A 13505-nucleotide genomic window follows, 5' to 3' on the forward strand; every position below is an offset into this window, starting at 1 on the left:
TGTGGCCATGCACACCGTGGCCGTACTCGCCCTGGACGGCGTCATCGCCTTCGACCTGTCCACCCCGCTCGAGGTGTTCACCCGCACCCGGCTGCCCGACGGCCGGACCGCCTACCGGGTCCGTGTCTGCGCCCCGGCGGCGGAGATCGACGCGGGCGCGTTCACGCTGCGCGCGCCCTGGGGTCTGGAAGCGCTCGCCGAGGCGGACACGATCATCCTGCCGGGCTGCGCCGACCCGACGGTGCCGGTGCCCGAGGATGTGGTCACGGCCCTGCGGGCGGCGGCCGCCCGCGGCACCCGTATCGCCTCGGTCTGCGCGGGTGCCTTCGTCCTGGCAGCCACCGGCCTGCTCGACGGTCTGCGGGCCACCACCCACTGGCTGGCCGCGGACGCGCTCGCCCGGCTGCACCCACGGATCGAGGTCGACCCCGATGTGCTCTACGTCGACAACGGCCAGTTCCTCACCTCCGCGGGCGCGGCCGCCGGCCTGGACCTGTGTCTGCACATGATCCGGCGCGACCACGGTTCCGCGGTCGCCGCCGACGCGGCCCGGCTGTCCGTGATGCCGCTCGAACGCGAGGGCGGTCAGGCCCAGTTCATCGTGCATCAGCTACCGCCGAGCCCCGACGGCACCGCGCTGGAGCCCGTGCTGCGCTGGATGGAGGAGAACGCGCGACGTGAACTCACGGTCGCCGAGATCGCCGCCCGGGCCGGGATGAGCCCGCGCACGCTGAACCGCCGGTTCCGCGAGCAGACGGCCAGCACACCGCTCCAGTGGCTGCACCGGGCCCGGGTCCGTCAGGCGCAGTATCTGCTGGAGACGACGGCGCACTCGGTGGACCGGATCGCGGCACAGGTCGGGTTCGGCTCACCGACGGCCTTCCGCGACCGGTTCAAGCGGCAGGTGGGCACCAGCCCGCACGCGTACCGCCGCGCGTTCCGCGGCGGGCCGGCGGCCGAAACACCGGTGGCCGCCGCACAGCGGATCTGACACCCGCAGATCTCCCGGACCCCGCACCGCTCACCAGCAGCCGGCACGCGCGTGCGGCGACCACATCGCGCGACCGCAGCCCTCGCGCGTTCGGCACCCGCCTCCGGCACCCACATCGTGCCCCCGCAGGCTTCAGCGGATCTGACGCCCCGAGATCGCCCTCGCGATCACCAGACGCTGGATCTCACTGGTCCCCTCGAAGATCGTGTAGATCTTGCTGTCGCGGTACATCCGCTCCACCGGGTGCTCCCGGCTGTACCCCGCGCCGCCCAGGATCTGCACCGCTTTCTCCGACGCCGCCACCGCCAGTTCGCCCGCGCGGAGCTTGGACATCGAGCCCTGTGCCGCGTCGAAGGCGCGGTCGTTGCGACCCATCCAGGCGGCCTGCCAGATCAGCAGCCGTACCGCCTCGATCTCGGTGCGGATGTCGGCCAGCGCGAAGGCGATGGACTGGTTCTCGATGATCGGACGGCCGAACGCGACCCGGTTCCCGGCGTAGTCGAGCGCGTACTCGTACGCGGCGCGGGCGATGCCGAGGGCCTGTGCGCCCACCGTGGGCCGGCTGACCTCGAACGTGGCCATCGCCGCCTGGGACTTGGCGGTCGTGCCCTCGCGCGCCCGGGCGAGGCGTGCGTCCAGCTTCTCCTTGCCGCCCAGCAGGCAGTGGCCGGGGACGCGGACGTCGTCGAGAAAGACGTCGGCCGTGTGGGAGGCCCGCAGCCCCAGCTTCCTGATCTTGCGGGCGCCCTCCAGGCCGGGGGTGCCGGGCGGGACGATGAAGGCGGCCTGGCCACGGGAGCCGAGCTCCGGGTCGACGGAGGCCACGACGACATGGACGTTCGCGATGCCGCCGTTGGTGATCCAGGCCTTCTGGCCCTGGAGCGTCCACTCGTCCCGGGCCTCGTCATAGCGCGCTCGGGTCCGCATCGCGGAGACGTCCGAGCCGGCCTCCGGTTCGGAGACGCAGAAGGCGGCGACCTTGGGGTCCTGTTCGTCGCCGTAGCACTGCGGGACCCACTCGGCGAGCTGGTCGGGGGTGCCGGAGGAGAAGATGCCGGCGACGGCGAGCGAGGTGCCGAAGAGGGCCATACCGATGCCGGCGTCGCCCCAGAACAGCTCCTCGTTGGCGATCTGCAGGGAGAGGCCGCTCGGGTCCCCGTACATGTCGGCCAGCGACTCGAATCCGTACAGGCCGATCTTGGCGGCCTCCTGGATGACGGGCCACGGGGTCTCTTCGCGCTCGTCCCATTCGGACGCCGCGGGGCGGACCACATCGGCAGCGAATCCGTGGACCCAGTCGCGCAGGTCCTGCTGCTCCTCGGTGAGCTGGAAGGAGAAGCTCATGGTCAGGCCTTCGGGATGTCGAAGTAGCGGGTGAGGCCCGCGGCCAGTGCCACGTCCCCGGCGATCTTGAGCTTGCGCATCATGAACATGGTCACCGGGTTCCCGTTGCCCGAAACCAGCTTGAGGAACTCGGCGTCGCCCATGACGAGAGTGGTGCGCGGTTCCTGCTCCGAGCGGCCCTCGTGGACGGTGCAGGTGCCGTCCGAGATCGAGGTCTCGAAGACCTCCTCGGTCTCACCGGTGATCTTCCAGCGGATCAGCGCGTCGACGGAGCCCGCGTTCTCCGGACGGAACTGCTGCTTCATGCGCCCGAACACCTCGCGGAGCACACGCCCGCGCAGCTCGCCCTGCATCACATCAGCGAGTTCTCTGCCGGAGAGCCCCTTGACGATCCTCGCGAACTCCTCGGGCGAGACCGCCGAGAAGTCGAGTGCGGCGAGCTCGTCGCCGATGTTCTCCGCCACAACGCGTCCTTACTCCGGAGTCAGCTTACTTCGGAGTAAGGTAGCCGCGCGGTCGTGACGTCGACAAGGGGCCGCCCATCGGCGGTGGAGTGTGGAGGGGGCGTGCGTCCGGGCAGGGGTGGGATCAGTGGACGCCGCCGGGGCCGATGACCAGCCGCGGGTTGTAGGCGGCGAGGATCTTGTTCGCCCGGGCGAGGGCGGAGAGGGCGTGCTCGCGGTCGGCCCGGTCCTCGTTGCACAGAGGACCCCGGAACCGGTTCGCCTCGCGCGCGGCGCAGTCCGCGTCGACCTCGGCCTGCAGGATGTCGATCGGCATGCAGGATCCGATCAACGCGGCCACGCGGTCGGGGATCGGCACGGGGATGAGGGGCGACGCGGTCACGTGTGTAGTCCTTCTTCTTCGGTCGGGTGCCGGTGGTCGGCGTCCCACCCCTCCATACGTACCGGACGAGCTTCCGTGTTCGTCTTCGGGGATGTCTCTGTGCGGCAACCGTTTCCGGCCGCCTGATTGATTTCTTGTTACGCGGGGGTAAGTTGACTCCCGAGTAAGTGCTGAGTCCCGTCAACTCACCGTCCACGAGCCGCGAACCGGAGCCGACCATGGGCGTGCGCAAGGATTTGAAGAAGGCGAAACAGCGCGGCGACCTCGCCGACCGTGCTCCTGTCGAGTTGATCAGGAACAACGGTGTCGTACGAGAAGTGCGCACCACGCGGCTTGCCCGGCCCCCTGCCTCCGGCAGCACCGGCGACATACCTTACGCGAACGCCGAGCAGTCACCCGCATCGGTGGTCCTGCGACGCAAGGGCGACGACGGACAGTGGCTGCCCGTCACCGCGGCCGGCTTCGCCCGCCAAGTCACCGCCGTGGCGAAGGGGTTGATCGTTTCCGGTCTGGAGCCCGGCGGCCGGGTCGCGATCATGTCCCGTACCCGCTACGAGTGGACCGTGATCGACTTCGCCGTCTGGGCGGCCGGCGGCCAGAGCGTCCCCGTCTACGCCACCTCGTCCGCCGACCAGATCGCCTGGATTCTCGAGGACTCGGGCGTCTCCCACATGATCGTGGAGAACGACGACCTCGCCGCGACCGTGGCCACGGCGGCGAGCCGGCTGCCCCGGGCACCGCGGACCTGGCGCATCGACGCCGGAGCGCTCGACGAGCTGACCGCCCTCGGGAGCGATCTCCCCGACGACGAGGTGACCGAGCGGCGGACCGCTGTCACCCCCGACTCGATCGCGACCATCTGCTACACCTCCGGCACCACCGGCAGGCCCAAGGGGTGCGTCCTCACCCACGGCAATCTGCACGCCGAGGCCGCCAACACCGTGGAACTGCTGCATCCCGTCTTCCAGGCGGTCACCGGACAGGCCGCCTCCACCCTGCTCTTCCTGCCGCTCGCCCACATCCTCGGCCGGACGATCCAGATCGCGTGTCTGCTCGCCCGGATCGAACTCGGCCACTGTCCGAGTATCAAGCCCGACGAACTGCGCCCGGAGCTCCAGAGGTTCCGGCCGACCTTCGTCGTCGGCGTCCCCTATCTCTTCGAGAAGATCCACGACACCGGACGCGCCACCGCCGAAAAGATCGGCCGGGGCTCGTCCTTCGAGCGGGCCGACCGTATCGCCGTCCGCTTCGCCGAGGCCCACCTCGGCCGGTACCTCGGCACCGGCGAGAGGCCGGGCACGGGCACCGGCAACGGCCCTGACACCCGCACCGGCCCGGACGCCCGTACCCGCAAGGGCCCGGGCATCCGGCTCACCGCCGCCTGGGCGCTCTACGACCTGCTCGTCTACCGGCGCATCCGCAAGGAACTCGGCGGCAGACTGCACTACGCGATCAGCGGCGGCTCGCCCCTCGACCGCCGGCTCAGTCTCTTCTTCTACGCCGCCGGCATCGTGATCTACGAGGGGTACGGCCTCACCGAGACCACCGCGGCCGCCACCATCAGCCCGCCGCTGTCGCCGCGTCCCGGCACGGTCGGCAGGCCGGTGCCCGGCACGGCGATCCGGATCGCCGACGACGGAGAGGTGCTGATCAAGGGAAGCATCGTCTTCGGGTCGTACTGGAACAACCCGGTGGCCACGGGCGAGGCGCTCGACGACGGCTGGTTCGCCACCGGGGACCTGGGCCGCCTGGACGACGACGGCTATCTGACGATCACCGGGCGCAAGAAGGACATCCTCGTCACCTCAGGCGGGAAGAACGTCTCACCCGCCGTGCTGGAGGACCGGTTGCGCAGCCGTCCGCCGGTCGGACAGTGCATCGTCGTCGGCGACAACCGGCCCTACGTCGCGGCCCTGGTGACCCTGGAACCGGACGCGGTCGCGCACTGGCTCGCCGTACGCAAGCGGCCCCGGGACACACCGCTCGCGGAACTCTGCGAGGACGCGGATCTCATCGCCGATGTGCAGCGGGCCGTCGACCACGCCAACGAGGCGGTCTCGCGGGCCGAGTCGATCCGCCGATTCCGCGTCGTGCCGGGGGAGTTCACCGAGGAGAACGGGCTGCTGACCCCGTCGTTGAAGATCAAGCGCCATGCGGTCGCGGCCGATTACGCGGCGGAGATCGCGGCACTCTACGACTGATGCCGCGTGATCGCGGCCTCCTCATGAGTGAATACCGTCCATGAGGATCCTGGTCTTCACACGGACCGCCGGCTACCGGCACGCGTCCATACCCGACGGAATCCGGGCCTTCACCGCCCTGGGCGAGGAGCACGGCTTTGCCGTCGACGCCACCGAGGAGGCCGGCGACCTTGCTCGGCCGCTCGGCGGCTACGGCGCTGTGGTCTTCCTCTCCACCAGCGGCGAGGTCCTCACCCCCGAGGCCCGCTCGGGACTGATGGCCTACTGCGCGGCCGGCGGCGGCTTCATGGGGGTGCATGCCGCCGCCTGTACCGAGGAGGGTTGGCCGTTCTTCGGCGGGCTCCTCGGCGCCCGCTTCGTGCGCCATCCGCGGCTGCAGCCCGGGACGGTCGTCGTCGAGGACGCCGACCACCCCGCGACCCGGCATCTGCCCGGCCGCTGGCCCGTCACGGACGAGTGGTACGACTTCGACAAGAGCCCGCGAGGCGCGGTGCGGGTGCTCGCCTCGGCCGACGAGGCCTCGTACGAGGGCGGCGGCATGGGCCGTGACCACCCGCTGGCGTGGTGTCACACCCACGCCGGAGCGCGGGTGTTCTACACCGCCCTGGGGCACAGCCCCGAGGTGTACGCGGATCCCGACTACCGGGCCCATCTCCTCGGCGGTCTGCAGTCCGTGCTGCGGCGGTAGCGGGTAGGCGGGGCCGGAGCCGGAGCCGGAGCCGGTGCCGGGGCCGGTGCCGGGGCCGGGGCCGGGTTACCGGAGCCGTCAGCCGGCCAGGGGCCTGCCCGGCGAACCCTCGGTCCGTGAGCGCAGGGCCAGTGCCCGCAGGACGACCTCGATGGCGAACCGCCGTTCGGCGTCCACGAGTTGATCGCCGAGGATCGACTCCAGACTGCGCAGCCGGTAACGGACGGTCTGCGGATGGACGTCGAGGAGCTCGCCCATCCGGGCTGCCGTGCCACGGGTGTCGAGCCAGATCCGCAGGGTGTCGACGAGCCGGTCGCGCCGGGACGGTGTGAGCTGGGCGAGCGGTGAGAGTTCACGCTGGGCGAGCTGGTCGAGCAGCCCGGGGTCGGACAGCAGCCACAGGGGCACGAGGTGATCGGCGGCGAAGGCGAGTGGGCCGTCCTCGACGATGCCCGCGTCGACGAGTTCCAGGGTGCGCCGGGCCCAGCGGATCGAGTCATGTGCGTCGGCGGCCGGGACGGTGAGGCCGACGGCCGCGCGGTTGCCGAACAGAGCGCTGTCCAGCATGCGTCTTCGCGCGGCGTCGACAGGCCCCGGGATCAGTAAGTGCGGCTGTGGATCGCTGAGATCGGCGAGGACATCGTTGTCCATGTCCGCCCGCTCCAGGACCGCGGGGGAGCGCAGGGCGACCAGCGTGACGTACTCGGGCAGCGGCCAGGCGGTCTGCTCGGACAGCTCCGAGATGGCGGCACGGGGTACGGGCGGCCCGGCGAGCAGCAGATGCAGCAGCCGCCGGCGCAGGATCTCGTTCTGCTCCCCGGAACGTGACTGCACCTCCAAGTAGCCCTCGCGGGAGAGCGCTTCGAGCTCGTCGACATAGGCGAACAGCGCGTCGGCGAAGGTCAGCATCATCGTGGGGGAGAGGTTGTAGCTCCGGCCGACCTTCTTCGCCCGGCGCAGCGCGATGCGCGCCCCGAGCCGGTACGCGCCCTGGAGCGCGTCGAGGCTGCGGCCCTCGTACGCCTCGTAGCGCCCGAACCTGCGGCACATCTCGTCCCGCAGGGCGGAGGGCGCGGACGGTTCGGCGACCTGGTCGACGAAGACCAGGATGCTCTGCTCGACGCCGACCCGGATGCCCTGGCCGTACGGGCCGTTCAGCAACCGCGCGTACTCGGGATAGGCGCGGGTGACCTCGATGCCGATCTCTTTGATGAGGCTGGGCAGTTCGGGCCGGATGATGGCCGCGAACTCCTGCGGCAGCGGACCCAGCGACTCTCCGGTGTCCGACGGATTCACAGCTCCCGGCATGGCTGCTTCCCCTCGCTTTCCGGTGCCGGTGGGGGTCGGGTTTCGATGCAAGCGCTCGCCATGGAAGCAGCTCACGCTCATCGACTGCGGCCTGCCGAAGATAGACCAACCCCGCAGGGCTGAACACCACTTGGGACACAACGAGTTTCCATGGGCCAGAAAACGCTCTCTGTCGGCGGTGATCGAGTGGCTCGGAATGACGCCGGACGACGTAAAAGGCCTTCCCATTCCGGTGAGGGCACAGCAAAGTTCCGGCCATTGCGGCCCGATAGCCGCGGGGGAGGCGGCGGCTGACGGACGGTGACGGCGGCGCCGTACGGTGGGGCCGGATCATCGGCGCGGCGGTGGGAGTACGGGTTCTCCGCCGGTATGCGGCCCTCTGTCCCGAGGTGACAGCTTGCGTCGGCCGTCCCCGGAGGCCGGCCGGGTACGTACCCGGGAATTGCGCACCGAATGACAAGCCGTGCGCGCGAATTGCGTACCCCGGGACGAGGAAAAACGCGCGCCGAGAGAATCTTGACCGGCGGGATTGTGCGCGATGTTTCCCGCAAGTAACGTCTGGCATCGTCACAGATCGTACCTGGCTGAATCCTGTCGACCGCCACTGAACGGGGTTCAACGTCGCGTCCCGCCCTTCCCCCACACGGCTGTGGAACGCGTCCTGCGCAAGCAATGCATCGCACTGACGAATCGGAGGAACCACCCGTGCGAAACCCGATCGGAAAGGCCGCGTTAGTCGCAGTCGGGGCAACAGCCGCCGTTGCCCTCGCCACCGCACCGGCACTTGCCGCACCCACGACATGGACCGTCGGACCGAACTCTCCGGAGACGTTCTCGGCGCTGTCGACGAATACCGTTCTCGACCTCAACGGAATTCCCCTCACCTGTCCCGCCGCCACCGCGGGCGGAAATCTCTTCAGTGCCACCGGAAATCCCGCCCATGTCGGAGACATCGCGAGCGCCGCCTTCGGCAGCGAGGCCGATCCCTGCACCAGCCCCGTGGGCCCGGTGGAGCCGGTCGCCGACACCAGCCCCGCCTGGCAGTTGCAGGCCACCGACTACGACGCGGCCACCGGTACCACGACCGGCTACCTCACCGGCATCAACGCGTCTCTCACGGTGCTCACCTGCACCTTCGACGTCACGGGCGAGGTGAACGCGACCTACACCAACTCCACCGGCGTGCTGACCGTCTCCAATGCGGACCGCCTGCTGACGGTCGTCAACGCCAGCGCCGGCTGTGCGGGCATCGCCCAGGACGGTGACCACCCCACCTTCAACGGCGACTACACCGTGGTCACCCCCGCGGGCGGCACGGCACACCCCACCCTCGTGGGCACCGAGTAGCCGAAGACGTCCGCGGCCGTCCGGGACCGCGCGGCGGAGAGCAGACCGCCGTGCGGGCCCACCGGGTCTCGTGAAGGGAGTCATGCAGGTGCTGCGCAGCCGCAGGAGCAGCCGTACGACGGGAGCGCGTTCACGCACGGCCGTGCGGGGAGCTGCCGTCGCCGTCGTGATCCTCGTCGCCGGCACGGTCCCCGGGGCCGGTGCCGCGGACGGTGAGCAGACCGTGGCCGCCGAACTCGCCTACACCTGCGAGGCCCCGGCGGGACAGGAGCCTGTACGGATACAGGTACGGATCGCCGCCACCCTCCCCGAGGCGCACGCGGTGGGCGAGCCGGTCCAGGCTAAGGACGTCTCCACGACGGTGATCCTGTCCGAGGCCACCCGTTCCGAACTGGCCCTGCTCCGGGCGGCCGAGGTCACCGGCGCGAGCCGGCTCACCGTCGCCGTCGCCCAGGACGAGCACACGGCCGAAGCGGTCTGGGCGGGCACGGCGGCGCAGCCCGTTCCCGTCCCGGACAGCGGCGAGATCGCGCTCAGCACATCCGGGCTCGTCCCCACCGTCACGGCCGGCGACACCGGCGGCCTCACCTTCACGGCGGGCCGGCTGACCGTCGACCTCACACCGCGCCGGGCGGACGGAACCCCCACCGAACCGGCCGTCGTTCCGCTGACCTGCACCCCCGACAAGATCGGGGAGACGCTGCTCGCCACGGTCGAGATCACCGGCGGCGACAGCCCCTCCGCCCCGCCCCCGACCAAGCAGCAACCCGCACCCACCACCGGAGCACCTCGACCGGACGGACCGCGCGACCTCGGTGTCGCACCACCCGCACCGAACGACGACAGCACCCCCGCGGCACCACCCCCGTGCGTCGGCGACACCGTCAACCCCTTCGCGATGGTCGCGTACATCACGGGCTACTCGAACGTCGCCAAGCTCCGCGCGGCATCCGAAGTGCCCCTGTCCTGCGCCCAGCTCATCGACGTCTCCAAGAAGATCGTGCCCAAGCCCGACGGGTTGCATCTGGTCCAGCACGCGACCGGCGTCCTGGACCATGAAGGCCGCCCCCAGATGCCGCCCGCGCCCGCCACCTTCCTGACCTACGGGTTCATGCCGACGACGGCCATGATGGAGCTCACGCAACTGGACACCATGACCATCGACTCGGACATCCTGCTGGCCAAGTCCTCCGGCCTCACCCACATCAGGGTCCCGCTCCGGCTCCGCCTGTTCGACGTCAAGGTCAACGGCGTTCCCTTGGACGTCGGCCCCGACTGCCGGACGACCGGCCCCCTGTACTCGACGGACCCCGATCCCGCGCAGGACACCAAGGACCATGTGGTGCTCACCGGGGTGCTGAAGGGCCCGGGCAACGGCTATCAGCTCGTCACCGGCGGTGTACTCACCTCCACCATGACCATCCCGCCGTTCAGCGGCTGCGGAGTGGACGAGGACCTCGACCCCCTCTTCACCTCCTCCGTGTCCGGGCCGGGCAACTACCTCAAACAGGTGCAGGCCGCCCCCTGCGCATCGGGCAACCCCCGTCCCGACGCGCGCTACTGCACCCCCGACCACCAGCCGGTCAAGGTGCCGAAGCCCGAGCGCTGACCCTCTGACACAGCACACGTCACCGCACAACTCCCCCAGAACCGGAAAGGATTGAGGGAGAGATGAGACCTGTCTCCTTGAGCTCCGACAGAACGCGCACCGCCGCGAGCGGCGCGCTCGCCGCCCTCCTCGTGGCGGTACCCCTGACCGCGGGGCCCGCGAGCGCGGCCGAGCCCGTGAGCGAGCAGCCGCCGGTGACGGCATCCGCTCCCGTACAACTCAACGGCCACTGGGCGCCGTTCACCCGCTGCCCGGTCGACGACCCCGCGATGCTCGCCGCCGACGGCCAGGCCACGGTCGCCACCTGTGTGTCCTCGCAGTCACCCGGCGGCTCCATCAAGCTGGGCAAGACGACCGCGACGACCGGCCCCAACGATCTCCAGTTCGGGGTGGTGCAGCAGACGGCGACCGGCACCTTCACCGTGGTGCCGCCCGCCGGCGGCGCTCTCGTCGGGTCACCGACGGCCATCCCCGGCGGACTGCTCGGCCTCATGTGTCCCAGCGACATCCCGGTCGTCAGCGAGATCTGCCGGCAGCTCACCGAGAGCACCCTCAACAAGGTCACCGCGACCGTGGAATCGGCGGGCACACCTACGGAGTTCAGCCTCACCTCGGGACTGACCACCGGCAAGCCCATCGTGAAGCTGCCGGTACGGATACGACTGCAGAACCCGTTCCTGGGCTCGCAGTGCTACATCGGCTCCGCCGCCGACCCCATCGTGCTGCGGCCGCAGAACACGACCGCACCCGCCGTCGCCGTACAGCGCTTCGACGCGGGTGGAACGCCCAACACGGCAGGCGCGATGCTGCGGTTCGCCCTCACCGGCAACAGCCAGGGGGACACTGCCTTCTCCGTGCCGAAGGCCAACGGATGCGGCCTGTTCGGCATCCTCAACGGGGCCATCGACCTGAAGACGGGGCTGCCCTCGCCGTCCGGCAACAACCGCCTGACGCTCGACAACGCCTCCACCTTCAGCGGCGGCCTCACCGCACCGGGCACCGTGAAGCCGGACGCCGGCAAGGTGCTGTCGCGGCACTGGCACTCCGCCGTCCTTCCCTGAGCGACGGCTTTCCCGAATGGACCGGCCTCGCGGCTCCGGCCCCCCTGGGCCGCGAGGCCACCATCGACTGCGACTGCGACTGCGACTGCGACCGACGGCCACCGCGACGACCGTGGCTGCGCACAACTCCACAACGCGGCGGCCGGAACTTGTCACCGCATGACAAGCAATTCAGCACCCCGGGAATTCACCGATCACGGGACCGTCCAGGCACTTGTCCTCGTGCCACAGCTCAACTTAACGTGCGCCCTCGGCGCACCCCTGTCACGTCGTGAGCACACGCAGGAGGTGAGATGGGAATCGAAGTGGTGGTCGACGGACTGACGAAGTCCTTCGGCAAACAGAACATCTGGCAGGATGTCACGCTCACTCTGCCGGCCGGCGAAGTCAGCGTCATGCTGGGGCCTTCCGGCACGGGGAAAACCGTGTTCCTCAAGTCGATCATCGGGCTTCTCAAGCCCGAGCGGGGACGGGTCCTCATCAACGGCGTGGACATGGTGAACAGTTCCGAAAGGGACATCTACGAGACACGCAAATTGTTCGGCCTGATGTTCCAGGACGGCGCACTCTTCGGTTCCATGTCCCTCTTCGACAACATCGCCTTCCCCTTGCGTGAACACACCCGCAAAAGGGAGTCCGAGATCCGCCGCATCGTCATGGAGCGGATGGACATGGTGGGCCTCGTCGGGGCAGAGGAAAAGCTGCCCGGCGAGATATCCGGCGGAATGCGCAAACGGGCCGGGCTCGCCCGCGCGCTCGTTCTCGACCCGCAGATCATTCTCTGCGACGAGCCCGACTCCGGACTCGATCCCGTGCGTACCGCCTATCTCTCCCAGTTGCTGATCGATCTCAACGCCCAGATCGACGCGACCATGCTGATCGTCACCCACAATCTCGACATCGCCGCCACCGTTCCCGACAACATGGGGATGCTGTTCCGGCGCAATCTCGTCACCTTCGGCCCGCGGGAAGTGCTGCTCACCAGCGAGGAACCCGTCGTCGCCCAGTTCCTCAGCGGCCGCCGCGAAGGCCCGATCGGGATGTCCGAGGAGAAGGACGCCGCGACGCTGGCGATGGAGCAGCGCGCCCTCGGCAGCGCCGCCGCGGCGGGGCCGCGCCCGCTGGTACCCCAGCTGGAACCGTCACCGGGGCTGCCCGAGCGCCGTGCCGTGCAGCGCCGCAGAGAACGCGTGCTGGCGATGATGGACCGGCTGCCCGAAGCAGCTCGGACCGCGATCGCCCGCAGCTACGCCCCGGCCGGCGGCGGGGTGCCCAGGTGACCGCCCAGCTCCCGGCCAGGCCCGCCGCGCCGCCCGGGCCGCCGACCCCGCGACCCCCGCTGAAGGCGCTCGCACCGCTGCGCGAGACCGGCAGGCTCTTCGCGCTCGCGCTCGCCGTCGCCCGGGCGATCTTCCGCCGGCCTTTCCAGGTGCGGGAGTTCATCGAGCAGTTCTGGTTCATCGCCGGTGTCACCATCCTGCCCGCCGCCCTCGTCTCGATCCCGTTCGGCGCGGTCATCGCCCTCCAGGTCGGCTCGCTCACCCAGCAGCTCGGCGCGCAGTCCTTCACCGGCGGTGCGAGCGTGCTCGCCGTCATCCAGCAGGCCAGTCCGCTCATCGTCGCGCTGCTGATCGCCGGCGCCGGCGGCTCCGCGATCTGCGCGGACCTCGGCTCCCGCAAGATCCGCGAGGAGCTCGACGCGATGGAGGTCATGGGCGTGTCACCCATCCAGCGCCTCGTCGTGCCACGGGTGCTGGCCACCATGTTCGTCGCCGTCCTGCTCAACGGCATGGTCTCCGTCGTCGGCACACTCGGCGGCTACTTCTTCAACGTGATCATGCAGGGCGGCACCCCCGGCGCGTATCTCGCGAGCTTCTCCGCACTCGCCCAGCTGCCCGACCTCTACATCAGCGAGTTCAAGGCGCTCGTCTTCGGTTTCATCGCGGGCATCGTCGCCGCCCACCGCGGGCTCAATCCACGCGGCGGCCCCAAGGGGGTGGGCGACGCGGTCAACCAGTCCGTGGTCATCACCTTCATGCTGCTGTTCTTCGTGAACATGGTCCTCACGGCGGTCTATCTGCAGATCGTCCCCGCGAAGGGGGGCTGATCC

Annotated in this window: 12 protein-coding genes; 8 read left to right on the plus strand and 4 right to left on the minus strand. The window is 70.0% G+C overall.

The window, feature by feature from the left end; all coding sequences use genetic code 11:
- Window positions 1-7 precede the first annotated feature (7 nt).
- Window positions 8-991 carry a GlxA family transcriptional regulator gene (locus tag ACQPWZ_RS30495; protein ID WP_433572939.1) on the plus strand — a complete coding sequence of 328 codons (984 nt, stop codon included), beginning with the start codon at window positions 8-10 and terminating at the stop codon, window positions 989-991.
- Between the two features lie 132 nt (window positions 992-1123).
- Here the strand turns inward: ACQPWZ_RS30495 and ACQPWZ_RS30500 are convergent, their stop codons facing one another.
- The 3 genes from ACQPWZ_RS30500 to ACQPWZ_RS30510 all read right to left on the minus strand — a co-directional run bounded on the left by ACQPWZ_RS30500 (window position 1124) and on the right by ACQPWZ_RS30510 (window position 3181).
- A complete protein-coding gene (locus tag ACQPWZ_RS30500) occupies window positions 1124-2335 on the minus strand; it encodes an acyl-CoA dehydrogenase family protein (RefSeq protein ID WP_405574150.1) in 1212 nt (403 codons plus the stop codon).
- A 2-nt stretch (window positions 2336-2337) separates the two neighbouring features.
- A complete protein-coding gene (locus tag ACQPWZ_RS30505; protein WP_433572940.1) occupies window positions 2338-2799 on the minus strand; it encodes an SCP2 sterol-binding domain-containing protein in 462 nt (153 codons plus the stop codon).
- A gap of 124 nt (window positions 2800-2923) precedes the next feature.
- Complete coding sequence (locus ACQPWZ_RS30510; RefSeq protein WP_313942995.1) at window positions 2924-3181, minus strand: hypothetical protein; 258 nt, start codon at window positions 3179-3181, stop codon at window positions 2924-2926.
- Between the two features lie 218 nt (window positions 3182-3399).
- On the opposite strand from ACQPWZ_RS30510, the gene ACQPWZ_RS30515 reads away from it, so the two are divergent.
- Both ACQPWZ_RS30515 and ACQPWZ_RS30520 read left to right on the plus strand, forming a co-directional pair.
- Window positions 3400-5382 (plus strand): AMP-dependent synthetase/ligase, encoded by a 1983-nt coding sequence (locus ACQPWZ_RS30515; protein WP_433572941.1) that lies wholly within the window; start codon window positions 3400-3402, stop codon window positions 5380-5382.
- 40 nt (window positions 5383-5422) lie between these two features.
- Entirely contained in the window at window positions 5423-6070 is a 648-nt protein-coding gene (locus tag ACQPWZ_RS30520; protein ID WP_383232865.1) for a ThuA domain-containing protein, read from the plus strand.
- Between the two features lie 78 nt (window positions 6071-6148).
- Here ACQPWZ_RS30520 and ACQPWZ_RS30525 read toward each other — a convergent pair whose 3' ends face one another.
- On the minus strand, window positions 6149-7378 hold the full coding sequence (locus ACQPWZ_RS30525; RefSeq protein WP_340476485.1) for a helix-turn-helix domain-containing protein: 1230 nt from the start codon (window positions 7376-7378) through the stop codon (window positions 6149-6151).
- Between the two features lie 705 nt (window positions 7379-8083).
- Here ACQPWZ_RS30525 and ACQPWZ_RS30530 point away from each other — a divergent pair.
- The 5 genes from ACQPWZ_RS30530 to ACQPWZ_RS30550 all read left to right on the plus strand — a co-directional run bounded on the left by ACQPWZ_RS30530 (window position 8084) and on the right by ACQPWZ_RS30550 (window position 13502).
- Window positions 8084-8725: a hypothetical protein gene (locus ACQPWZ_RS30530; protein WP_433572942.1), complete on the plus strand. Its 642-nt coding sequence runs from the start codon at window positions 8084-8086 to the stop codon at window positions 8723-8725.
- An 82-nt stretch (window positions 8726-8807) separates the two neighbouring features.
- On the plus strand, window positions 8808-10334 hold the full coding sequence (locus ACQPWZ_RS30535) for a DUF6801 domain-containing protein (protein WP_433572943.1): 1527 nt from the start codon (window positions 8808-8810) through the stop codon (window positions 10332-10334).
- A gap of 62 nt (window positions 10335-10396) precedes the next feature.
- Window positions 10397-11395, plus strand: coding sequence for a hypothetical protein (locus tag ACQPWZ_RS30540; RefSeq protein WP_433572944.1), 999 nt, complete (start codon window positions 10397-10399; stop codon window positions 11393-11395).
- Window positions 11396-11688: 293 nt separating this feature from the next.
- Window positions 11689-12675 carry an ABC transporter ATP-binding protein gene (locus tag ACQPWZ_RS30545; protein ID WP_433572945.1) on the plus strand — a complete coding sequence of 329 codons (987 nt, stop codon included), beginning with the start codon at window positions 11689-11691 and terminating at the stop codon, window positions 12673-12675.
- Window positions 12672-13502 carry an MlaE family ABC transporter permease gene (locus ACQPWZ_RS30550; RefSeq protein WP_433572946.1) on the plus strand — a complete coding sequence of 277 codons (831 nt, stop codon included), beginning with the start codon at window positions 12672-12674 and terminating at the stop codon, window positions 13500-13502. Before ACQPWZ_RS30545 ends, ACQPWZ_RS30550 begins: the two co-directional genes overlap by 4 nt.
- Window positions 13503-13505 lie beyond the last annotated feature (3 nt).

The organism is Streptomyces sp. CA-251247 (assembly GCF_050952975.1).
Taxonomy (GTDB): Bacteria; Actinomycetota; Actinomycetes; order Streptomycetales; family Streptomycetaceae; genus Streptomyces; species Streptomyces achmelvichensis.

Excerpts from the sequence above, each read along its gene's own strand:
- ACQPWZ_RS30545 (WP_433572945.1), top strand. The coding sequence starts at position 11,689 with ATGGGAATCGAAGTGGTGGTCGACGGACTGACGAAGTCCTTCGGCAAA.
- ACQPWZ_RS30500 (WP_405574150.1), bottom strand. The coding sequence starts at position 2,335 with ATGAGCTTCTCCTTCCAGCTCACCGAGGAGCAGCAGGACCTGCGCGAC.
- ACQPWZ_RS30525 (WP_340476485.1), bottom strand. The coding sequence starts at position 7,378 with ATGCCGGGAGCTGTGAATCCGTCGGACACCGGAGAGTCGCTGGGTCCG.
- ACQPWZ_RS30515 (WP_433572941.1), top strand. The coding sequence starts at position 3,400 with ATGGGCGTGCGCAAGGATTTGAAGAAGGCGAAACAGCGCGGCGACCTC.
- ACQPWZ_RS30540 (WP_433572944.1), top strand. The coding sequence starts at position 10,397 with ATGAGACCTGTCTCCTTGAGCTCCGACAGAACGCGCACCGCCGCGAGC.
- ACQPWZ_RS30520 (WP_383232865.1), top strand. The coding sequence starts at position 5,423 with ATGAGGATCCTGGTCTTCACACGGACCGCCGGCTACCGGCACGCGTCC.
- ACQPWZ_RS30535 (WP_433572943.1), top strand. The coding sequence starts at position 8,808 with ATGCAGGTGCTGCGCAGCCGCAGGAGCAGCCGTACGACGGGAGCGCGT.
- ACQPWZ_RS30495 (WP_433572939.1), top strand. The coding sequence starts at position 8 with ATGCACACCGTGGCCGTACTCGCCCTGGACGGCGTCATCGCCTTCGAC.